Here is an 18,766-nt window from a genome sequence, read left to right as displayed (position 1 = left end):
TTCGCGGCAGTCTCCGGCGATTCGCCGCATGAGGGCGGTATCCAGCTGGCCCCTGCTTCTTTCATGCCCGTGCCGGGCCCGTGCGGGCCGGAGAAAAAGCTTATATACCATCAAGCAGTGGAATACACTCGTTTATTTCGTTCATCTGTGTTTTCGAGACAGTGTGTGCTGTTCCCGCTATCGGCAGGAACTACCTTCACATGGTATCTGCAAGAGGCACAACGGATGAAAAAGGAGACAACATAATGGCAGAGAAATCCGATAAGCCTGAAAAGGCAAAGAAAGACCAGAAGCAGGAGGCCCCCGCGGCAGAATCCGCTTCTGCAGCCGCTCCCGCCGCCCCTAAGAAGGGCGGAAAGAAGGAGAAGGCCGCAAAGCCCGCCGAAGGCGCCGAAGCCCACGGCAAGAAGCAGCCGAAGGCGAAGAAAGCCGAGGAAAAGCCCAAGGACGAGATCAAGTACCTCGTGCGCATCGCGAACACCGACCTGGACGGCACCGCTAAAGTGCTGTACGCCCTCACGGGCATCGACGGCATCGGCATCCGCGTGTCCAAGATCCTCGCCCGGAAGGCGGAAGTCGACCCGAACGCGACCATGGGATACTTATCCCCGGAGCAGGTCGACAGGCTCAGGAACGCCCTCGATAACATCGACACCATAATGCCTGTCTGGATGCTGAACAGGCGCAATGACACTTACACCGGCGAGAACCGGCACCTTACGGGTACCGACCTCATTCTCAGCAACAAGGAAGACATCAACCTGATGAAGAAGATCCGGTCCTATAAGGGCATCCGGCACGAGCGCGGCCAGAAGGTCCGCGGCCAGAGGACCAGGTCGACCGGCAGGACCGGGGCCACCGTAGGCGTCGTCAGGAAGAAGGAAGTCGCCGCAGCCGGCGGAGCGGCAGCCGCACCGGCAGCGCCGGAGAAGAAGTGAGGTGATTTAGATGGGATACCCAGGTAAGGCAAAGAAGCTCTACAACACTCCTCACCACCCGTGGCAGAAGACCAGGATCGACGAGGAGACCGCGCTGGTCAAGAAATACGGCCTGCGAAATAAAAAGAGCGTGTGGAAGTTCGCCTCGATGCTCCGCAAGTACAGGGGCCAGGCCAGGACGCTCTTAGGCGTTCTGGGCACCGGTCTCGCGGCCGAGGACTCGCACTATGCGCGGGAAGCCGGCCAGGTCCAGGCCAAGCTACAGAAGCTCGGCGTGCTCAAGGAAGACTCGAAGCTCGAAGACATCCTCGCCCTCAAGATCGAGGACCTGCTGGAAAGGCAGCTTCAGACCATCGTCTTCCGGAAGGGCTATGCGAACTCCATGAAGCAGGCCCGGCAGTTCATCGTCCACGGTCACATCTCCCTGAACGGCAGAAAGATCACCGTGCCCAGCTACATGGTGCTCAAGGCCGAGGAAGACACCATAGCGTACTACGTCGGCTCGCCCATCACCAAGGACGCGCTGACCGCGAAGCCCGTCGTGAAGGCCTCCGCCCCCAGGGCGCCGGCACCGGCGGCAGCCCCGGCAGCAGTGCCCACGTCCGAGGTCGTAGCCGAGACCCCGCAGCCGCCAAAGGAGGCTTAAGAGAATGGCAGACCAGATGAAGTGGGCAGTCGCTCACATATTCTCATCGTTCAACAACACCATCATCACCGTCACCGACCTGACGGGCGCCGAGACGCTCGCCAAGACGTCGGGCGGCATGGTGGTCAAGCAGGCCCGCAACGAGAGCTCGCCATATGCAGCCATGCAGATGGCCGCTAACGTCGCCGAGCAGATCAAGGCGAAGGGCATCCAGGGAGTACACATCAAGGTGCGTGCACCCGGCGGAAACCGCCAGAGGAGCCCTGGCCCCGGCGCCCAGGCGGCCATAAGGTCGCTCGCCCGGGCAGGCCTGAGGATCGGAAGGATCGAGGACGTTACCCCCATTCCACACGACGGCACGAGAGCCCCGGGCGGAAAGAGAGGTAGGCGCGTATAAGTATGAAGCTGGAAATACTGGAGCTCGGCAACCGCAAGGCAAAGTTCATCATTTCCGAGACCACCCCCGCGTTCGCGAACGCCATCCGGCGCTCGATGCTCGCGGACGTGCCCAAGATGGCCATCGACTACGTCGATATCTACGATAACACGTCCGTCATGTTCGACGAGATGCTCGCCCACCGCATGGGGCTCATACCGATCCGGACAAACCTGGAAATGTACAGGCTCCGCGAGGAGTGCGATTGTAAAGGCGAAGGCTGTGCCCTGTGCCAGGTGACCTACACGCTGTCCGCGGAAGGCCCCTGCATGGTCCACTCCCGGGACATGAAGTCCTCGGACCCGGAGACCGTTCCGGCCGACGACAACATACCCATCATCGAGCTTAAGGACGGCCAGAAGCTCGTGCTCACGGCCGTGGCGCGGCTCGGAAGGGGCAAGGAGCACGCCAAGTTCCAGCCCGTGTGCCCGCCCGGCTATAAGTACGTGCCCGTCGTGGAGATCAACGATAAGTGCGACTCGTGCAAGCAGTGCGTCGAACAGTGCCCCCGCGGCGTCTTCGCCGTGGACAAGGGCAAGGTCGTCGTGGATAACCCCCTGAACTGCTCCATGTGCGAGCTGTGCCTGGAAGCATGCGACCTGGGCGCCATCAAACTGTCGACCGACAACTCGGCTTTTATTTTCACCGTCGAGACGGACGGCTCGTTCAGCGCCCAGGAGATCATCACCCGGGCCGCCGACTCCGTCCGGGCGAAGGCCGCCGGGCTCAACGAAGTCCTCGAGAGTTTCTAATTAAAAAATCGGCCTCGTGTAATAGGCGCGAGGCACCTTTTCTATTTTAAAGACGATTAACTTTATAAAGCTTGAACTTCATTATAAAACCGCCTTACGTGTTACTATCAGCGTATGCGGGGGTAGTCAAGCCAGGCCAAAGGCGTAGGACTTAAGATCCTATCTCGAAGGAGTTCAAGGGTTCGAATCCCTTCCCCCGCACCTGCTATTTTTAAATCTTAATCTTCGCGGTTCGACGACGGCCTGATGGCCGACTGATGCCCGAAAAGCCTCCGCCGAACGCGATAGCCCTTTTCGCTGGTATTCCACGCCGATCCAGTAGTCGATCGTGGCCGAGCGGTTCACGCGGTCGATGTTATGGAAGCTGAGAACGCCGGCGACGTTACCGTTATAAAAAATGCCCGTAACGAGAGCTTCTCCCCGGGAATACTCTTCGAGCGAGCCCCGGATGAACGCTCTCGTATCCTCCACGCATCTTGTCCGATCTATCCACGGCATCCAGGGCCTCAGGTGTTCCCTGCTGCGGTCTGACAGCCCGAATAATTCCTCTGCATATCGATCCTCGAGAAGCCTGAGCTCAAGCCCTTGCCCGACGACACGGCTGAACATAATTTAACAAGTAATGTTCCCCGAGTAATAAAATTAACTTTAAAGATGGTCGATTTTAAAAAATCCTCCGCTGAACGTGAGAATTTTCAAAAAAGTTAGAGTATTGCCCCTGCTCTGTTAATATGCCCTGATAATTATTGAAAGACTATAGCCCTGCTAATCAGCGAGCTGCTCCTTTCCTTTTCGACGAGCCCGACTTCGCTGGCGGTGCTGACCATCTCATTGAAGGCTTTCATCGGCGGATGCATTCTGAATTCGACGATGTAGATACTTCCGTTCGGCTTTAGTATCGACTTGAGCTCTTGCAGCAGTTTCCTTTTATCCGGCACTTCGTGGACCATGAAGAAAGCGACTACCAGGTCGACTTTTTCCGTGACACCGATTTTATCCGCTTCGCATTTGCGAAGCACGATCCGGTCTTCGATGTCCGTTCCCTTGACCTTGTCCCTTAAAATGTCAAGCATTCCCTGCTGCAGGTCTGCGGCAATTACCTTACCGGATCTTCCTACCTGGCGGGCGATCTCCGTCGTGAAATATCCCGAGCCGCAGCCCAGGTCCAGGACAACCATGCCTTCCTTGATGCGGCCTTTTAATATCTTTTCCGGGTTTTGAAGCCATTTTCGGGCACGGCTATCGAGGCCCCCAGCGTGTTCGACGGGGCATACATGTTCGTATCGTTCCATTGTTTCATCACCTTATCATCTTATTTTGATGTATTTCGTATACCGGCTAAACAATAATTTCAAAAAAATTACCTTGCGCAATCAAATTCATCGGCGCATTTCTCCATGGCCAGGAGGAACTTTTCGAGGAGCAGGAACTCGTCTTCGGCCAGGTTGCCGAGCGAATTTTCCACGCTATTAACGAGCATCGCATGGTATCGGTCATGCCCGTTTTGAGCGACCTTGCCGGATGCGGTTAGCTTTAACAGGACTTCTTTTTCGTTACCGGCGCTGCTATATTTAACGGCCAGGCCTTTTGATTCCAGCTTTTTCACCATCTGCGAGACGGCTCCTTTTGTCACGCCCATATTTTTCGCCATATCGGTGACATTCATCCCCGGATTCATGCCAATGGCCTGGACCAGATGTATCTCCGCGGGAGAAAGGACGCCGCCAGTACCGTAATCTCTTTTTCGCGTATCGGCCTCGTCCATCTTGTTGAGGATCCTGACCCAGATCTCCATGAGCTTTAAGAATTCCTCTTTCGCCATTGGCTCACCATGTTATTGTTTAGTAGATATACATTATTGTTTAGTATCTATACAATAATCGTATTTATAACTTACGATTCATTTCACCCTGGAAGGCCTGACGATGCGACCGGCCGACATTAAGAATAAAACAACGGTACTAACCGAAAGCGGTGATGACAGACGCTATTTTTGTAAATAAGCTCTAAGTTCATAAAGAATAAAAATTCGCCAGGACATGGACCTTAACAAGACAAAAACTCTTGGCACTATTCTTCGCGATCTATTTTGCGCTGATAATTGATCGCGTCCATTCAGGGTATAAGCCCTGGGACACATATAATGCCTGGAAAGGAAGACCTCACAATGTCCGGTGCTTAGTGGCGGCGTAGCACATCCTGTTCATCATACCGCTATTGCATTTTGCAGTGCTATTCGCACTTCTCGGATCAGTCGATATACCATTCGACCTGACTGTCCGGGGAATTCTCAATCGGGTCCTGGTGGGCCTGGGCCATCTTAATGTCCGCTAATATCTTTCCCGGGCCGGAGAATCAATCGAAAGTCGCACGCGAGTAGAATAAATTGAAAAATTATGTTCCAGTTTTAGGCTGAACCATGTAAATATATCATAAATTTGGAAGGCAAATCGCCAATTTTTTATGGGTCATCGAAAAATTTATATTACCCTTTGATAAACTATCGATTGGCAACAATTGACCGCCATCAAAACGATTTAATCAGGTGGTAGCCGGAGTTAAATATTCATGATAACCTCCGGGCGCTAGCATTCCGTCAACTATGTCCCCCATGGTGTGATGCAATGAGCCTCTAAGGGTGTGGAAGTATCCTCCGGCTGCCCCCTCGCATTTCATTTTAAAATCAGCTTTACTTTCACGGCACTTTAGCTTTAGCCATTTATACTGGCCGGGCAGACTATTGATCATGAGCGCCACGGCAAGCATATCCATATGGCTTGACAGCGATGGGTTCAAGCTCTATGTCAAGCTGAACGACCGCATGGATAACCGGGATTTCCATGAAAAATTCTTAGCGCCCCTCAAAGTGCTGGGCTTCCGGTTCGACGCTTCGAAGGTGGCTCATGGCATCGAGATAGGGGAGCCGGAGGAGCTCGGGCTGCTTATACGACAGCTGGAGCTGAACTTCCGGGTGGGCCCGCTCGAGAAGGAAGAGATCATGTACTGGCTCGGGCTCCACGAGCGGCCGAAAAAAGCTAATACGAACATGGTAGCGGCTCTACGATGATATCGATTTTCTTTTAGCAATACTCTCCTTGTCCTTTGCCGTATCCCCCGTAGCCACTGGATCTATCCGGTTGGTATCACGAAACCATGAAAGATTTTTATCCTATGTAAGGATACTAACCTCTCTAAGATACCTCCCCTTTAGAATTACTTTAAATTTCGTTGCTGTATTGAATAAGTCTTGTTTGTCGTGCACTTCTCCGGCTTAAGACCGCGAAGACCTTATTAAAGAAATTGCTGTGTCGAATATGCCCTTTTAAGTCTCAGAGTGTATGAAGGCCCTCAGTGCCCTTAAAAAGCTTAAAAGACGAGAGTAATTCAACACAGCGGGCATAATTAATTTCTTTAATAGAGTCTTCGTGGCCTTCGCGTTAGCTTTGCGGTCTTCGCGCTCGAATAGTCTTCGCGGGCTTAGCAAGCTTTGCGGGCTTAAAAGGGGTCATCCAAATAGACAACAGCTATTATTCAACACAGCAAATTTCGTTAAAGTTATCGCAAAACGATTTTACCGTACGCAGAAATGTCCTTATCATGACATTTCCTCCGCGAAAAAAACGGCGTTACATCGAGAAAACGCCCGGCGGCGAAGTAGTCGAGATCAGGCCATCGCCGGACGACTATAAATACCACAGCGAGGAGCTCGACGAGCCGTTCCGAATGAGGGGTGTCGATTAAGCCTGTTTTCCGCTTCAACCAGTAAGCATTTAAACGTTTATTACATATTTTTGAATTAAGCGAGTAGCTCACTGTGCAAGTGGAGCTCATGCGGTAAGAGGAGAGAACATGCCATACAAGGAGTTTGAAGTATTTACAAAGAGGACAGGATACGTACCACAGCTTCTGGAGCTTATCAAGGATACGGACCCGGAGATGTTCGAGACGATCTCCAAGCTCGACGAGGTCATCCTCAAGGATGGCGCAGTGTCGGAGAAGAATAAGCGCCTGATAGCGATGTGCATGTCCGCCCAGATGCAGTGTGAAAAGTGCGTCGACGTCCACGCGAAGGCCGCTATGTTCCACGGCGCGTCCAAGTACGAGGTCATGGAAGCCCTCTTCGTCGCCATGCTCGTGGGCGGGGCCCCGTGCCTGTCGGCGGCCAGAAGGACCATCGCCTTCCTGAAGGGCGAAATGGACCCGATGGAGTTCGCGGGCGAGTAAAACATTCATTTTTTTAATAACGATAATATTTTTATCATACCCGTTTTTCTTATTATCATGGTCACTCCCCGGGACGTCCTCAATCGTCTAAAGTGGAAAGAGGGCGAGAGCATCGACGAAGCCCTTATCTTTTACATACACCGGGGAGCGCCAGGAGACTCGAAAGCCGTATCGGGAGCCGATATCGCCGCCCTCGAAGGGTTCTGCTTCGAGCTCGGCACGGGCGCGTGCATTCCCTACCACAGAGTTTACAAAATAACCTACCGGGGTAAGACCGTCTTCGAACGATACAAAAAGAGGGCGGACGAATGAGGCTTATAACTAGCAGTAATTGCCCCATAGTTTAGAAAACAAGCCTACTGCGCTATTGTTTATGGATTTTCCCTCTTTTCGCTCGAACAATTACTAATATATTTAAAATTAATTGTTTTAGTAACTCATGTGATTGAGGGGGAGTTGTATTATAAAGCTTAGTAAGGCATACTTTCTGATCTTTGTGGCTCTCATGCTGCCCATCCTTGCATGTACAACGAACGCCGCATTCTCGTTCAGTAATCCGGGAATCAGCATAACCGCCGGCCCTGGCCTGGGGTCCGGGCCGACCGTGTTCAACACGTATTCGCACGACCTGACCACGCTCGGCTCGGGCGCCGCCGCGAGCGCGGCCGCCAACGCATACTCAGCACCGTCCTATGGATATGGCGCCGGATGGGTCCCGCCCGTGGGGCCGGCCTGTCCGCCTATACCAGGATGCGATAACGGGCTTCCGTATGGCATTGGCTCCTGGCTGCCGTCGGTCTTTAGCGCCTATCCGGCATCCGCCGACCAGGCCGTGAACCAGGAGTGGGGTAACCAGGCGCTGGAGGACAACACGTTCGCTACCAGCTTCTACACTGCCGGAACGAGCCCTTTTGGTGGTCTGTGTAACGCGTGCATCTCCGGCAATGCGCCGCAGGAGTTCACGCTCCAGTTCTTCTAAAAGCGTTATGGGGGCCTTTGCCCCCGCTATTTCAAATGCAAAATCTTCTATTTTTAACCAGTGTTATTTCCCGTGAAGGTATGGCGATGGATAGAAAGTTACTGGAAGCGGCCGCGGCGTTACTTTTCATGGTTATGCTCGTTCGTTTTAGCGGGACTGCACAGGAGGTAAAGCTAGACGTCAGAAGCCCGGTATTCGCGAGCGGGGACCGGATACCGGCGAAATATACGTGCGACGGCGAGGACGTATCGCCGCCTATAGAATGGTCCAGAGGGCCGACGGCAACGGAGTCATATGCTCTCATCATGGACGACCCGGATGCGCCCGGCGGCGTATTCACACACTGGGTCATCTACAACATTCCATACAACGTCACCCGTTTTGAGCAATACGTGACAGCCCTGGACCGGCTCGACGACGGCACGACACAGGGCAAGAACCATTTCGGCCGGATAGGCTACGGCGGGCCGTGCCCTCCTCCGGGGAAGCCCCATCATTACCGGTTTAACGTCTACGCGCTAGATAACCGGCTCAGCCTGGGGCCAGGTGCCACAAAGGAGGGGCTGCTGAAGGCCATGGACGGCCACGTACTGGCGCAGGGCGTGCTAATGGGTATATACGGGAGATGAACAGATTAGATCACGGCATCGGGAAGAGTAACGTACATGTACGTGAGGCAGCTGTATGGGCCTGGATGAAGTAACGATCTCAAAGGCTATTATCGAAGATTTTTACCGGGCGTTCCTCGAATATACGGATATTGACGCCGGGATCGTCGGGGCCGGGCCATCGGGGCTCGTCTGCGCCGCATACCTGGCGCAGGCCGGCTTTAGGATCGCCGTCTTCGAGAGAAAGCTTTCCGTCGGCGGAGGCATGTGGGGCGGAGGCATGATGTTCCCCCGCATCGTCGTCCAGGAGAGCGCCCTGGATATATTGGACGATTTTGGCATACGGTATAAGGCGTACGCGCCCGGCTACTACCTGGCGAACTCCGTGGAGGCCGTGGCGAAGCTCGCGGCCGGGGCCGTATCGAGCGGAGCGGAGATCTTTAATCTCATGAGCGTCGAGGACGTGATGATACGCGAGGACGACGCGGTGGCCGGCCTCGTCGTCAACTGGACGGCGGTGGAGATGGCGGGGCTGCACGTCGACCCGCTATCCATAAAGGCAAAAATGGTCGTCGACGCCACGGGCCATGATGCCAGCGTCTGCCGTATCGTCGAGAGGAAGGTGGCGGGTGCCGGATTCAACGAGGGAAAAGGCGTCGTCGGCGAAAAATCCATGTGGGCGGAGGCCGGTGAAAAAATGCTCGCCGCCACCACGCGGGAAGTATACCCGGGGCTCGTCGTCACGGGCATGGCGGCGAACGCCGTTTCCGGGGGGCACCGCATGGGGCCGGTCTTCGGCGGCATGCTGATATCCGGGACGATGGCCGCCGAGCTCGTGAAACACAAATTAAAGGAGCGGCAATAGCCGTCATATTTCGAAACTCTTAAGTATATATCCCCGGTATTTTGATACCATGACCGACATTCCCGAAGATCACCCCCGTTATAAGTCGCTATTGACGAGGGAGCTGCTGGTTAAGGGCGTGAAGGATGGCATCGCGAGCATGCAGGGCCTCATCGCGCAGGGCCGCGGCGAAGCGTTCGACTATCTTCTCGGGGAGCGCACGACCGCGTCGGCAGAACGGGCTGAAAAAGCGGCGGTCGCCATGATGCTGCTGGCGAAGAGGCCCGTCATTTCGGTCAACGGCAATGCGGCCGCTCTCGTATCCGGAGAGCTCGTGGAACTCTCGAAAGCTCTGGATGCCCCGCTGGAAGTCAACCTGTTCCACCGCACCGAGGAAAGGGCGGCGAAGATCATCTCTTTATTGAAGTCGAAAGGAGCCGCCAGGGTTTATGGCGATAAGCCGGACAGGCTCATACCGGGGCTTTCCCATGAAAGGGCGAAGGCCGCCTCCGAAGGCATTTATGCGGCGGACGTAGTGCTAGTGCCGCTGGAGGACGGGGACAGGTGCGAAGCCCTTGTAAAGATGGGCAAGAAGGTCATCGTCGTAGACCTCAACCCGATGTCGAGGTCGGCCAGGAAGGCGACGGTCACCATCGTCGATAACATTGTCCGGGCAGTGCCAGGCATGGCCGCGCTGGCGCGGGAAATGAAAAGTATGCAGCCTTCGACGCTGGAAAAATACCTGGAAGAGTACCATAACGAGGAAGCGCTGGAGTGGGCGCTCGAGGAGATGATGGATAACGTAAAAGCGCTGGACAGGTAAGAGTATCGTATAATTCCTTTTATTAACCGGTCATCTCCATATAAGCAATTGCGAAATATTATTACATTATAGTGTATATTATTTTAAGGTGATTAAATATGGAGCAATATGTGGAACACGCCGTCGATAAGACGTTCGGAGGGGCGGAAAAGTTAAAAGTCCAGGCTGCCGACACCCTTGAAGAGGCTGCGAGAAAGCTCAGGGAAATGAGCATTACGGCGACGGGGGAAGATATCAAGGCCGTTCTCAATGAAACCGGGGCCAGGATCGATACGCTCAAGGGAGACATGGGCCGGAAGGTCGAGCCCGTCGAGGACTTTATTACCGAGCACCCGTTCATGTCGATCGCCATTGCGGCCGGCGCAGGCATACTGATCGGCGCGCTGCTCATACGGCGCGACTAGAGGTGTAAAATTGCCCGATGAGGCCGCTGCAGGGCCGGCAAAGCCCTCCCTGGAGGCCGAGTTCGCCGCCCTGGCCAGGAACCTGGACCTGTACCTGCGGCAGAAGACGGACCTCTATATACAGCACTACCTGCTCGACCCGCTAGAGTTCGTCCTGGAGCAGATCGTCTATATCGCAGTGGTCGCGTCGCTCCTGGTCGTGGGAACGGTCGCCTTGAGCGTCGGCGCCATACTCTTCATCTCGTCGCTGATACCCCTCTGGGCCGCGCTGCTCATCTGCGGCGTTGTTGCGATGCTGCTGGCTATCGTGCTCACCTATTTTATGTTCGCCCGCAAGCTGATATTGAAGACGCCTAAGGCCGAGGAGGCGCCCTGATGCTGCCGATGCCGCGGAAGGCCGTGACCGAGGAGGATGTCAAGGCAACGGAGGCCCGGCTGGCCGAATCGTTCGAGAGCCTGAAAAAGTCGATCACGGCGATACCGGAGGAGGCCACGAAGCCGGTCACGGATACCGTTAAGGCTCACCCGTACGCTACCGTTGGAACGGCCGCCGGCGCGGGGTTCGCGCTCTACAGCCTGCTGAGCCTGCTTATCCCTAAGACGAAGGTCATTAAGCGGGAAGTCATCGTGCAGCCCCAGGTTGAAGTAAAGGAGCGGGAAGTCAAGTCTTTTAGCTCGAAGCTACTTTCGGAGGCCGTAGCACTGGCCACCCCCTATATCACGAGCTATATGGAAAACGAGTTGGCCCGTATCCGGTCTAAACAGTCTGAGCCGGAACAAGAAAAGGAATCTTAGGATCAGGCCTTTTTTTGTATCTTTTCCCCGAGGACGGCTCTCAGCAGGTTGGGCGCCTCGAGGTCCTTTGTTCCCGCGCCGTAGCCCGTTTTTTCTGCTGTCATGTAGGGCATGGGCCCATAGCCTCCGCAGAGGCCGGCAAGGATGGCGGCGCCCGTCGGCGTTACGAGCTCGGACTGGATGCCGGTCGAATAGATGGATGCGCCTTTTAATAGTTCCAGCGTCGCCGGCGCCGGGACCGGCAGGAGCCCGTGGGACGTTTTCACGAAGCCGCTGCCGACGTTCACGGGCGATGAGAACAGGGCTTCGGCGCCCGACGCTTTGTAGCAGATGGCCGCCCCGACGACGTCCGCGATAGTATCGAGCGCGCCGACCTCGTGGAAGTGGACCTCTTCGGCGGAAATGCCGTGCACCTTTGCCTCCGCCTCCGCGAGCCGCCGGAATATATTGCCTGAGGCGGCTTTGATATCGCTTTCAAGAGCGCTGGCGTCGATGATCTCGAGGATGTCGGAGAGATGCCTTTCATGCGCGGTATCGGGGGCGATGACGTCGAGCTTCGTGCCCGCGATGCCGTGCTTTCGTACCTTTTTCACGTCGAGCCTTATGTCCAGTCCCAGCCCGTAAAGCCCGGATGCTAGCGTGCCGATCGGGATCCCCATGTCGACCATGGCGCCCAGGAACATGTCGCCGCTGATGCCCGAAAAGCAGTCTAAGTAGATGATCTTCATGTTAGCGCCCCTTCAGTACTTCGTTCATGCTGCCGCTTCTGAAACCCTGCAGGTCGAGGGCTACATACGTGAATCCGGCCTTTTTTACCTTCTCCACGATCTCTGCCCTGTATTTTATAGCGTCTGCAAGCTCCTTTTCGGGTACCTCGATCCTGGCCAGGTCTCCATGGTACCTTACCCTGAGCTGGGTAAAGCCGAAGCAGTGCAGTGCCTGCTCGGCATCCCTGACCATATGTATCTTATCCTTCGTAATTGCCTGGCCATATGGTATGCGCGTGGCGAGGCACGCTATGGAGGGCTTATCCCACGTGGGCAGTCCCATTTCTCTGGACAGCTCCCTGATCTCCGACTTGTATAGGCCGGCTTCCCTCAGCGGGCTGTGGATGTTAAGCTCTTTCATTGCCCGCTCGCCGGGGCGGTAGTCAGCCTCGTCGTCCTTGTTTGAGCCGTCTGCGATATATGCCAGGCCGAGCTTTTCTTTTTCTACGATTAGCCTTGAGAATCGGCCCTTTTTGCATACGTAACAGCGCTCGGGCGTGTTGGCGATGAACTCGGAGTTCTCCATTTCGGAGGACATCAGGGTGATGTGCCTGACGCCGAGGTCTTTTGCGATAGATGTTGCCTGGCCCAGGTCTTCCGGCGAAAGTATTTCGGAGATGGCCGTGGCTGCCGCCACTTTTTCTGTGCCGAGAGTATCGACGGCGCACTTGAGCAGGAAGGTCGAGTCCACGCCGCCGCTGAAAGCAACGAGCATGCTGCCCATGTCCTTGAGAATGCGCCTGAGGTCGAACAGCTTACGTTCCAGAGCCGGCTCTATCATGACACCTTCTTTTATGCTCTATTGTATCTAATGATTTTCGATAATTTGGATGCGCGCCGGGTTTTTGACTCAGGCCGGATTGTTTGGTTTTTTCAACACGAAAGCATGAAAGGTAAAATAATGCAAGGTATTGTTATTCTTCATCGCCCTTCAAATATGACAGCGTAATCCGATAAGACTCCTCGGTCATCATGAATTGCCGCAGATTGCTTATCAAAGCCGGATCGAGCTTTTCATTTTTTAGGGCCCTGGCAAGGGCGAAAGTATCCAGCGTGCTCAGCTCATCCCATGCGCCGGCACTTTTAAGCAATAGCTCCAGCGCTTCCCGCTCGTCGTCCCCCTTCGCCGGGAATTTTGGCTTCGTCTCGAACTTGACCTTCAGCTTGCGGTCGCTTCCCCTGATAACGTCGACGCCCTCGCGCTTCGCATATTCGATGATCGCGTCCCGCAGCAGCTCCAGCCGGGCATCCATGCGCTCGTTTAGTTCCTTTTTCTCCTCAAAGAGCTTCGCATAATGGTTGACCAGCTTCACTCCATCATCATTCAGGAACTCATTCGCAGGTAGATTCTCGACAGCAGCCTCGTGCTTGCATGTCGGGCAGAGCGACCGGTACTCGCACCAATCACATAAACCGCTCTCGTTGGCCGGGAAATCGTACTCCTTCTCCGCAGCCTCGATCTGCAGTATCACGCCGACGACGCTCTCCTTCAGCCTTTCCAGGCACTCCGGCGACCGGCACGACCGCATCTCCCGGTCGTAGACCAGGTAATGCCAAACCAGGTCCACATTCTCGGCATCCTTCCACATCTTATGGACGCCGATCTGGTACAGCGCGAGCTGCCTGTCGTCATCGAAATAGCTCTGCGCCGGCAGGCTCCTCGACGTCTTATAGTCATGGATCTCGTAGCGGCCGGCGCCTAAAAAGTCGAGACGGTCGATATAGCCCATCAGCCGGTAGCCGTCTATGTCGATGTAGACGGGCGCCTCCAGCTTGAGCGTCCGGCCCTGGCTAAAAGGAGTATAGCGCTTAAAATAGTCGGCGATGCATCGCCGGCCTGTCTCGTGATAATTATCCGCCGTCAGGTCCTTACGGACGATCTGTACGTCATCGCTCCAGTTCTTGCCCCATAACCCGTCATAGAAATCAAGAAGCTCGTCCAGCGTATTATCTTTGGACAGCATGCGGTCGGAGTAGAGCTTTTCCAGCGTCTCGTGCACCCGCTTCCCCATGAACGCCTCGATAGACTCGGGCATCCGCTCAAGCTTTACCCGGTCGACATAGGCAAACCTGTACTTTAAAGGGCAGTTCTCATAGGCCGACAGGCGGGAATGCGAATACGTGGGCATAATGAGTAATGGATTATTTTATAATAACAAATGCCTATCGATTGAGCAGCGTGAAATTAATTATTACATTCGGGCCGCATAGAGAAAGCTTTTAAACGTACATCCGAATTAGACAGCCGATTAGAAACGGGAATTTTTGAATGACAGCGAAAAGGAAAAACAAACCCTCTTACGCTCCGCCATCCTCCATCAGCTATGCCACCCTGAGGCACACGGACGAAGAGATCCTCAGTCTTTTTAAGCCCTCCGTCCGGAAGTGGTGGAAGGACAAGTTCGGCGGCCTCAAGGACGTCAACGGAGGCTATTTTACGCCGCCGCAGCGGCTGGCCATACCGCTCATCCACGAGGGCAGGAACGTCCTCATCTGCAGCCCGACGGGCTCGGGCAAGACTTTATCGGCCTTTACAGCCATCATCAACGAGCTGTTCTTACTGGCCAAGACGGAAGAGGGCCTGGAGAATAGCGTTTATTGCATTTACATCTCGCCGCTGAAGTCGCTGGCGAACGATATCCATAAGAACTTAGAGGAGCCGCTTACGGCCATCAGCAAGGAATACGGCGAAGAGATCCTCATTCGCCACGCCATCCGGCACGGCGACACGGCTACGGACGAGCGCGCTTCAATGCTCAGGAAGACACCGCACATCCTGAACACGACCCCGGAGACGCTGGCCATCCTGCTGAACTCGCCCAAGTTCGCGGAAAAGCTGCGCACGGTGCGCTGGGTCATCGTGGACGAGATCCACTCCATGGCCGACACCAAGAGGGGCGTTTTCCTTTCACTAAGCCTGGAAAGGCTGGAAGAGATCGTTAAGGCGCCGTTCGTCCGCATCGGCTGCAGCGCCACCGTGGAGCCGCTCGATACCATAGCCCGGTTCCTGGCCGGCAACGTGGACGGCGTCGACCGCGAGGTCAGCATCGTTGACACGAGGTTCGTCCGTGACTACGAGCTCAAATTACTCTGCCCCGTACCAGACCTCATCAACGCGCCCTCGCAGACCGTTAATCGCGAACTGTATTCGATGATCCATGGGCTGGTGCAGGAACACCAGAATACCCTCATATTCACCAACACGAGAAGCGGCGCAGAGCGAATACTCTACCATCTACGCAAAACGTACCCCGAGTGCTATACCGAGGAAAATTCCGGCTGCCACCACGGCTCGCTGGGCAAGGACGGCCGCCTGGACATCGAAGAAAAGCTGAAAACGGGCAAAGTAAAGGTCGTTACATCATCGACGTCGTTAGAATTAGGCATCGACATGCCGTATCTGGACATGGTCATCCAGGTGGGCTCCCCCAAGTCAGTGTCGGCGCTCCTGCAGCGCATCGGCCGTGCCGGCCACCGGCTGGGCCAGACAGTGAAAGGCCGGGTTATAGCCCTCGACCGCGACGAGCTCATCGAGTGCGCCGTGATGCTGAAGAAGGCGCAGGAGGGGTTCATCGACGGCGTCCACGTTCCCGAGAACTGCCTGGACGTTCTGACACAGCATATCTTCGGCATGGCCATCAACGAGCCCATGGACATCGAAAGGGTAAAAAAGATCATCAAGCGCTGCTACTGCTATCGTAATTTAACCGACTCGGACTTCATGAGTGTCATAAGCTATCTCGCCGGAGCCCTCCCGGGCATGGAAGAGAAGAACATCTACGGCAAGATATGGTATGACCCGGAAACGAACAAGATCGGCCGCCGCGGCAAGCTGGCCAGGATGATATATTACACGAATATCGGCGTCATACCGGACGAGTTCAAGTGCGACGTCATCACCCGCGCCGACCACGGCTGGGTGGGCAGCCTGGACGAGCAATATTTAGAAAAATTACAGAAGGGCGACGTGTTTGTCCTGGGCGGCAAATTTTATGAATTCTTATACCGCCGTGGCAGCAAGGTCTACGTTGACCCGTCCAGTAGCCGCCCCACAGTTCCATCATGGTTCTCCGAAAGGCTGCCTCTTTCCTTCGACCTGGCGCTCCACATCCTGGACTTCAAGGAGAACATGGCGAAGCGTACCGGCGACCGGAGTACATACAAGTGGCTTTTAGAAAATTATCCCATCGACGAGAACTCGGCGGCGAGCATCTACCAGATCTTCGACGAGCAGGTGCGCTACTCTAAGGCAGAATCGATCTCGACAAGGCACAGGCTCGTCATCGAGGAGCACCTGGACAAGGAGCACTACCGGCGCTACTACTATTTCCACTCGCTCTACGGCAGGCCGTTCAACGACGGCCTCAGCCGCATCATGGCATACATAGTGTCCCGTGAGCGTACCAGCAACGTGACGCTCTCGGTGAGCGACCACGGGTTCTTCCTCTCGGTACCGCTCTCGAAGAAGCTGGACATCGAAGAATATCTCAAGTCCCTGGACGAGAGCAGCGCGAAGGAGATCCTCCGCTATTCGCTGGAGGAAAGTCAGCTTCTCAAGCGGATGTTCCGTATCAATGCCACACGCTCGCTGATGATACTGAGGAACTATAAGGGCCACCAGAAGAGCGCAAGGCGCCAGCAGGTATCGGCCGACATGATGCTCTCGTACGCCCACAAGCTGGAAAACTTCTCGGTACTGGAAGAGTCGTACCGGGAAATAATCGAGGATAAGCTGGAGATCGACCACATCCAGGAGATCGTGCGGGGGATCAAGAGCGGCGAGATCGAGGTCGACCTCATCGGCGTGGAATCGCCGAGCCCTCTGGCATTCGGCATCGCCTCGCTGTCGGCTTCGGACGTGGTGCTGGCAGAGGATAAGAACTCGCTCCTCAAGGAGTTCCACAAGCGTGTGCTCGCGAAAATAGGGAAAACAAAATGAAAGTCGACTATTACCGTAATGCCGCCTATTTCCCCGATATCGGCACCTGCGCCTGTGCCGACGTTCATATCGGCATTGAGGATGCCATTCAGGCGGAGGGCTTTGCCATGCCCCTGGAAGAGGAGCGCGAGCTGCTGGAGCGCTTCAGGGACGTTATCAAAAAGTTCGAGCCGAAGACGCTCGTGCTGGACGGCGACGTGCTCCACGAGTTCGGGCGCCTCCGGCGCAACACGAAAAAATCCTTCGACCGTATCACCCTCGAACTTTTCTCATCAGTCGACGAGGTCGTCGTCCTCACCGGCTCCCACGATAAGATGGTGGATACGGCGCTCGAAGGCACGGACGTCGCCTCCTCGGACTTTTACTTTAAAGAGGGCGTCCTGTTCACGCACGGCGACGGCATTCCGAAAAAGGCTAAAGAAAACGACGTAAAGCTCATCGTAATCGGCCATGACCACCCTACCCTGGACATCGAGCTAAAGAAAGAGCCGTGCTTCCTGTACGGCGAAAAGGTCTGGAACGGCAAGGACGTCCTGGTGCTTCCCGCATTCAACCCGCTGTGCGCCGGCACTACGATCAACGGCATGGACTCGTGGGACTTCATGTCGCCATTCATCCGGGAAAGTGATATCGGCAGTTTCAAGCCCATCATCACGGCCGGCGACGAAGTGCTCGAGTTCCCGCCTCTCAGGGATTTTCGCGATATTTTAAACATGTGGTGACGACCAGGCCATTATAGAGGTATTTCAGAGGCTTAAATGGCATATGCCGGATTATTTAAAGCTTAATTTAAATAACAGCTTCAATACATGGCTTTAAAACAAAAATCAGCCGTTATAACGACCAATTACCTTATTTTCTTGTACAAAGAGATTTTAAACCGACAGCCAAAATCCGCATGATGACAGCGAATAGAATATTAATAATGGCCATCGTGGCTTTCATAGCCTGTGCGGCCGCGCTGGGCGGCACGCACTGCATCGCGCAGCAGATGCAGCAGCCCGTGACGCAGGCGAAAGTATCCATGAGCGACATCGACAGTGCGCTTGCCAGAGGGCCCGTATTCATCGAGTTCGAGACGGCATCCTGCCACTACTGCCAGCAGCAGAAGCCCGTATCGCAGGGGCTGGCGAGAGACTATGCCGGGAAGATCACGTTCTTCTTCGTGGACGCAATGGAGAACCACGACCTTGCGAGGACGTTCCAGGTGAACGGCGTCCCGCAGATGGACATCGTCGTATCGAAATCGGATAGTAAGTATACCTATATCGACCAGAACGGCGGGACATCGGACAGCATAACGGCGTCCAGGTTCGTCGGGTATACGGAGAAGGACCGCCTGAAGCCCGCACTGGATGCGGCACTGCAGAAGCGTACTTAAACACAGACGCTATGCCGGGCCTGCAGGCCAGAAATGCTTCTTTAGCATGCCATTTATCATTTTTTCTGATCCGATATCCTCTCTTCTTTTTATCCGGGGATTTGTTTTGCGATATTTCCTAAAGGCAGTTATTAATACCTGCAGTCAGAGCTATATTTTGTAATATATAGCTGCTGACTGGGCTATCTGCATGGCATATATAATTTTAAGATCAGGGTAAAATTTAAAAA

At 54.8% G+C, this 18,766-nt stretch carries 24 protein-coding genes and 1 tRNA gene; 19 read left to right on the top strand and 6 right to left on the bottom strand.

All coding sequences use genetic code 11. The features are described 5' to 3' along the window. Window positions 1–245 precede the first annotated feature (245 nt). From VMC84_RS08045 to VMC84_RS08025, 5 genes are all read left to right on the top strand, one after another. The gene (locus VMC84_RS08045) at window positions 246–938 is read left to right on the top strand and encodes a 30S ribosomal protein S13 (protein ID WP_325379463.1); all 693 of its coding nucleotides are present in this window, start codon (window positions 246–248) and stop codon (window positions 936–938) included. Between the two features lie 10 nt (window positions 939–948). Next, entirely contained in the window at window positions 949–1,584 is a 636-nt protein-coding gene (locus tag VMC84_RS08040; RefSeq protein WP_325379462.1) for a 30S ribosomal protein S4, read from the top strand. A 4-nt stretch (window positions 1,585–1,588) separates the two neighbouring features. Beyond that, on the top strand, window positions 1,589–1,981 hold the full coding sequence (locus tag VMC84_RS08035; RefSeq protein WP_325379461.1) for a 30S ribosomal protein S11: 393 nt from the start codon (window positions 1,589–1,591) through the stop codon (window positions 1,979–1,981). 2 nt (window positions 1,982–1,983) lie between these two features. Then, window positions 1,984–2,772: a DNA-directed RNA polymerase subunit D gene (locus VMC84_RS08030; RefSeq protein ID WP_325379460.1), complete on the top strand. Its 789-nt coding sequence runs from the start codon at window positions 1,984–1,986 to the stop codon at window positions 2,770–2,772. A 116-nt stretch (window positions 2,773–2,888) separates the two neighbouring features. Further along, window positions 2,889–2,973, top strand: a tRNA-Leu gene (locus VMC84_RS08025). Here VMC84_RS08025 and VMC84_RS08020 read toward each other — a convergent pair. From VMC84_RS08020 to VMC84_RS08010, 3 genes are all read right to left on the bottom strand, one after another. Continuing rightward, on the bottom strand, window positions 2,947–3,381 hold the full coding sequence (locus VMC84_RS08020) for a GNAT family N-acetyltransferase (protein ID WP_325379459.1): 435 nt from the start codon (window positions 3,379–3,381) through the stop codon (window positions 2,947–2,949). The genes VMC84_RS08025 and VMC84_RS08020 overlap by 27 nt on opposite strands. A 134-nt stretch (window positions 3,382–3,515) precedes the next feature. Next, on the bottom strand, window positions 3,516–4,064 hold the full coding sequence (locus VMC84_RS08015; protein ID WP_325379458.1) for a class I SAM-dependent methyltransferase: 549 nt from the start codon (window positions 4,062–4,064) through the stop codon (window positions 3,516–3,518). Window positions 4,065–4,132: 68 nt separating this feature from the next. Beyond that, a complete protein-coding gene (locus VMC84_RS08010; RefSeq protein WP_325379457.1) occupies window positions 4,133–4,594 on the bottom strand; it encodes a MarR family transcriptional regulator in 462 nt (153 codons plus the stop codon). A gap of 924 nt (window positions 4,595–5,518) precedes the next feature. On the opposite strand from VMC84_RS08010, the gene VMC84_RS08005 reads away from it, so the two are divergent. From VMC84_RS08005 to VMC84_RS07955, 11 genes are all read left to right on the top strand, one after another. Continuing rightward, window positions 5,519–5,839: a hypothetical protein gene (locus VMC84_RS08005; RefSeq protein WP_325379456.1), complete on the top strand. Its 321-nt coding sequence runs from the start codon at window positions 5,519–5,521 to the stop codon at window positions 5,837–5,839. A 530-nt stretch (window positions 5,840–6,369) separates the two neighbouring features. Continuing rightward, the gene (locus tag VMC84_RS08000; protein WP_325379455.1) at window positions 6,370–6,513 is read left to right on the top strand and encodes a hypothetical protein; all 144 of its coding nucleotides are present in this window, start codon (window positions 6,370–6,372) and stop codon (window positions 6,511–6,513) included. Window positions 6,514–6,621: 108 nt separating this feature from the next. Beyond that, complete coding sequence (locus VMC84_RS07995; protein WP_325379454.1) at window positions 6,622–6,996, top strand: carboxymuconolactone decarboxylase family protein; 375 nt, start codon at window positions 6,622–6,624, stop codon at window positions 6,994–6,996. Between the two features lie 57 nt (window positions 6,997–7,053). Beyond that, entirely contained in the window at window positions 7,054–7,308 is a 255-nt protein-coding gene (locus VMC84_RS07990) for a DUF504 domain-containing protein (RefSeq protein ID WP_325379453.1), read from the top strand. Between the two features lie 193 nt (window positions 7,309–7,501). After that, on the top strand, window positions 7,502–7,975 hold the full coding sequence (locus VMC84_RS07985; protein WP_325379452.1) for a hypothetical protein: 474 nt from the start codon (window positions 7,502–7,504) through the stop codon (window positions 7,973–7,975). Between the two features lie 86 nt (window positions 7,976–8,061). Further along, window positions 8,062–8,604 carry a YbhB/YbcL family Raf kinase inhibitor-like protein gene (locus tag VMC84_RS07980; protein ID WP_325379451.1) on the top strand — a complete coding sequence of 181 codons (543 nt, stop codon included), beginning with the start codon at window positions 8,062–8,064 and terminating at the stop codon, window positions 8,602–8,604. Window positions 8,605–8,659: 55 nt separating this feature from the next. Next, window positions 8,660–9,448 carry a sulfide-dependent adenosine diphosphate thiazole synthase gene (locus tag VMC84_RS07975; RefSeq protein WP_325379450.1) on the top strand — a complete coding sequence of 263 codons (789 nt, stop codon included), beginning with the start codon at window positions 8,660–8,662 and terminating at the stop codon, window positions 9,446–9,448. Window positions 9,449–9,497: 49 nt separating this feature from the next. Then, window positions 9,498–10,250, top strand: coding sequence for a 4-phosphopantoate--beta-alanine ligase (locus VMC84_RS07970; RefSeq protein WP_325379449.1), 753 nt, complete (start codon window positions 9,498–9,500; stop codon window positions 10,248–10,250). Between the two features lie 98 nt (window positions 10,251–10,348). After that, window positions 10,349–10,654, top strand: coding sequence for a DUF883 family protein (locus VMC84_RS07965; RefSeq protein ID WP_325379448.1), 306 nt, complete (start codon window positions 10,349–10,351; stop codon window positions 10,652–10,654). 10 nt (window positions 10,655–10,664) lie between these two features. Beyond that, a complete protein-coding gene (locus tag VMC84_RS07960) occupies window positions 10,665–11,030 on the top strand; it encodes a hypothetical protein (RefSeq protein WP_325379447.1) in 366 nt (121 codons plus the stop codon). Next, window positions 11,030–11,449 (top strand): DUF883 C-terminal domain-containing protein, encoded by a 420-nt coding sequence (locus VMC84_RS07955; protein ID WP_325379446.1) that lies wholly within the window; start codon window positions 11,030–11,032, stop codon window positions 11,447–11,449. Before VMC84_RS07960 ends, VMC84_RS07955 begins: the two co-directional genes overlap by 1 nt. Window positions 11,450–11,451: 2 nt before the next feature. Here VMC84_RS07955 and larC read toward each other — a convergent pair whose 3' ends face one another. The 3 genes from larC to VMC84_RS07940 all read right to left on the bottom strand — a co-directional run bounded on the left by larC (window position 11,452) and on the right by VMC84_RS07940 (window position 14,345). After that, entirely contained in the window at window positions 11,452–12,177 is a 726-nt protein-coding gene (larC, locus tag VMC84_RS07950; protein WP_325379445.1) for a nickel pincer cofactor biosynthesis protein LarC, read from the bottom strand. 1 nt (window position 12,178) lies between these two features. Next, window positions 12,179–12,997 (bottom strand): ATP-dependent sacrificial sulfur transferase LarE, encoded by an 819-nt coding sequence (gene larE / locus VMC84_RS07945; protein WP_325379444.1) that lies wholly within the window; start codon window positions 12,995–12,997, stop codon window positions 12,179–12,181. A 133-nt stretch (window positions 12,998–13,130) separates the two neighbouring features. Beyond that, window positions 13,131–14,345: a PD-(D/E)XK nuclease family protein gene (locus tag VMC84_RS07940; RefSeq protein WP_325379443.1), complete on the bottom strand. Its 1,215-nt coding sequence runs from the start codon at window positions 14,343–14,345 to the stop codon at window positions 13,131–13,133. Between the two features lie 140 nt (window positions 14,346–14,485). Between VMC84_RS07940 and VMC84_RS07935 the strand changes: the two genes are divergently transcribed. From VMC84_RS07935 to VMC84_RS07925, 3 genes are all read left to right on the top strand, one after another. Continuing rightward, window positions 14,486–17,155: an ATP-dependent helicase gene (locus VMC84_RS07935; RefSeq protein WP_325379442.1), complete on the top strand. Its 2,670-nt coding sequence runs from the start codon at window positions 14,486–14,488 to the stop codon at window positions 17,153–17,155. After that, window positions 17,152–17,877: a metallophosphoesterase gene (locus VMC84_RS07930; RefSeq protein ID WP_325379441.1), complete on the top strand. Its 726-nt coding sequence runs from the start codon at window positions 17,152–17,154 to the stop codon at window positions 17,875–17,877. The genes VMC84_RS07935 and VMC84_RS07930 overlap by 4 nt, the downstream gene beginning before the upstream one ends. Window positions 17,878–18,053: 176 nt before the next feature. Then, window positions 18,054–18,536 (top strand): thioredoxin family protein, encoded by a 483-nt coding sequence (locus VMC84_RS07925; RefSeq protein ID WP_325379440.1) that lies wholly within the window; start codon window positions 18,054–18,056, stop codon window positions 18,534–18,536. The last annotated feature ends 230 nt before the right edge of the window (window positions 18,537–18,766 follow it).

Source organism: Methanocella sp. (assembly GCF_035506375.1).
Classification (GTDB): domain Archaea; phylum Halobacteriota; class Methanocellia; order Methanocellales; family Methanocellaceae; genus Methanocella.
This window is presented reverse-complemented; position numbering and strand designations above follow the sequence as displayed.

What these genes read in the sequence shown, in the direction of transcription:
- VMC84_RS07925 (WP_325379440.1), top strand. Translation starts at nt 18,054, where the DNA reads ATGATGACAGCGAATAGAATATTAATAATGGCCATCGTGGCTTTCATA.
- VMC84_RS07990 (WP_325379453.1), top strand. Translation starts at nt 7,054, where the DNA reads ATGGTCACTCCCCGGGACGTCCTCAATCGTCTAAAGTGGAAAGAGGGC.
- VMC84_RS08040 (WP_325379462.1), top strand. Translation starts at nt 949, where the DNA reads ATGGGATACCCAGGTAAGGCAAAGAAGCTCTACAACACTCCTCACCAC.
- VMC84_RS07980 (WP_325379451.1), top strand. Translation starts at nt 8,062, where the DNA reads ATGGATAGAAAGTTACTGGAAGCGGCCGCGGCGTTACTTTTCATGGTT.
- VMC84_RS07930 (WP_325379441.1), top strand. Translation starts at nt 17,152, where the DNA reads ATGAAAGTCGACTATTACCGTAATGCCGCCTATTTCCCCGATATCGGC.
- VMC84_RS08015 (WP_325379458.1), bottom strand. Translation starts at nt 4,064, where the DNA reads ATGGAACGATACGAACATGTATGCCCCGTCGAACACGCTGGGGGCCTC.
- VMC84_RS08030 (WP_325379460.1), top strand. Translation starts at nt 1,984, where the DNA reads ATGAAGCTGGAAATACTGGAGCTCGGCAACCGCAAGGCAAAGTTCATC.
- larE (WP_325379444.1), bottom strand. Translation starts at nt 12,997, where the DNA reads ATGATAGAGCCGGCTCTGGAACGTAAGCTGTTCGACCTCAGGCGCATT.
- VMC84_RS07965 (WP_325379448.1), top strand. Translation starts at nt 10,349, where the DNA reads ATGGAGCAATATGTGGAACACGCCGTCGATAAGACGTTCGGAGGGGCG.
- larC (WP_325379445.1), bottom strand. Translation starts at nt 12,177, where the DNA reads ATGAAGATCATCTACTTAGACTGCTTTTCGGGCATCAGCGGCGACATG.
- VMC84_RS08005 (WP_325379456.1), top strand. Translation starts at nt 5,519, where the DNA reads ATGAGCGCCACGGCAAGCATATCCATATGGCTTGACAGCGATGGGTTC.
- VMC84_RS07985 (WP_325379452.1), top strand. Translation starts at nt 7,502, where the DNA reads ATGCTGCCCATCCTTGCATGTACAACGAACGCCGCATTCTCGTTCAGT.
- VMC84_RS07970 (WP_325379449.1), top strand. Translation starts at nt 9,498, where the DNA reads ATGACCGACATTCCCGAAGATCACCCCCGTTATAAGTCGCTATTGACG.
- VMC84_RS08045 (WP_325379463.1), top strand. Translation starts at nt 246, where the DNA reads ATGGCAGAGAAATCCGATAAGCCTGAAAAGGCAAAGAAAGACCAGAAG.
- VMC84_RS08020 (WP_325379459.1), bottom strand. Translation starts at nt 3,381, where the DNA reads ATGTTCAGCCGTGTCGTCGGGCAAGGGCTTGAGCTCAGGCTTCTCGAG.
- VMC84_RS08000 (WP_325379455.1), top strand. Translation starts at nt 6,370, where the DNA reads ATGACATTTCCTCCGCGAAAAAAACGGCGTTACATCGAGAAAACGCCC.
- VMC84_RS08035 (WP_325379461.1), top strand. Translation starts at nt 1,589, where the DNA reads ATGGCAGACCAGATGAAGTGGGCAGTCGCTCACATATTCTCATCGTTC.
- VMC84_RS07955 (WP_325379446.1), top strand. Translation starts at nt 11,030, where the DNA reads ATGCTGCCGATGCCGCGGAAGGCCGTGACCGAGGAGGATGTCAAGGCA.
- VMC84_RS08010 (WP_325379457.1), bottom strand. Translation starts at nt 4,594, where the DNA reads ATGGCGAAAGAGGAATTCTTAAAGCTCATGGAGATCTGGGTCAGGATC.
- VMC84_RS07940 (WP_325379443.1), bottom strand. Translation starts at nt 14,345, where the DNA reads ATGCCCACGTATTCGCATTCCCGCCTGTCGGCCTATGAGAACTGCCCT.
- VMC84_RS07975 (WP_325379450.1), top strand. Translation starts at nt 8,660, where the DNA reads ATGGGCCTGGATGAAGTAACGATCTCAAAGGCTATTATCGAAGATTTT.
- VMC84_RS07935 (WP_325379442.1), top strand. Translation starts at nt 14,486, where the DNA reads ATGACAGCGAAAAGGAAAAACAAACCCTCTTACGCTCCGCCATCCTCC.
- VMC84_RS07995 (WP_325379454.1), top strand. Translation starts at nt 6,622, where the DNA reads ATGCCATACAAGGAGTTTGAAGTATTTACAAAGAGGACAGGATACGTA.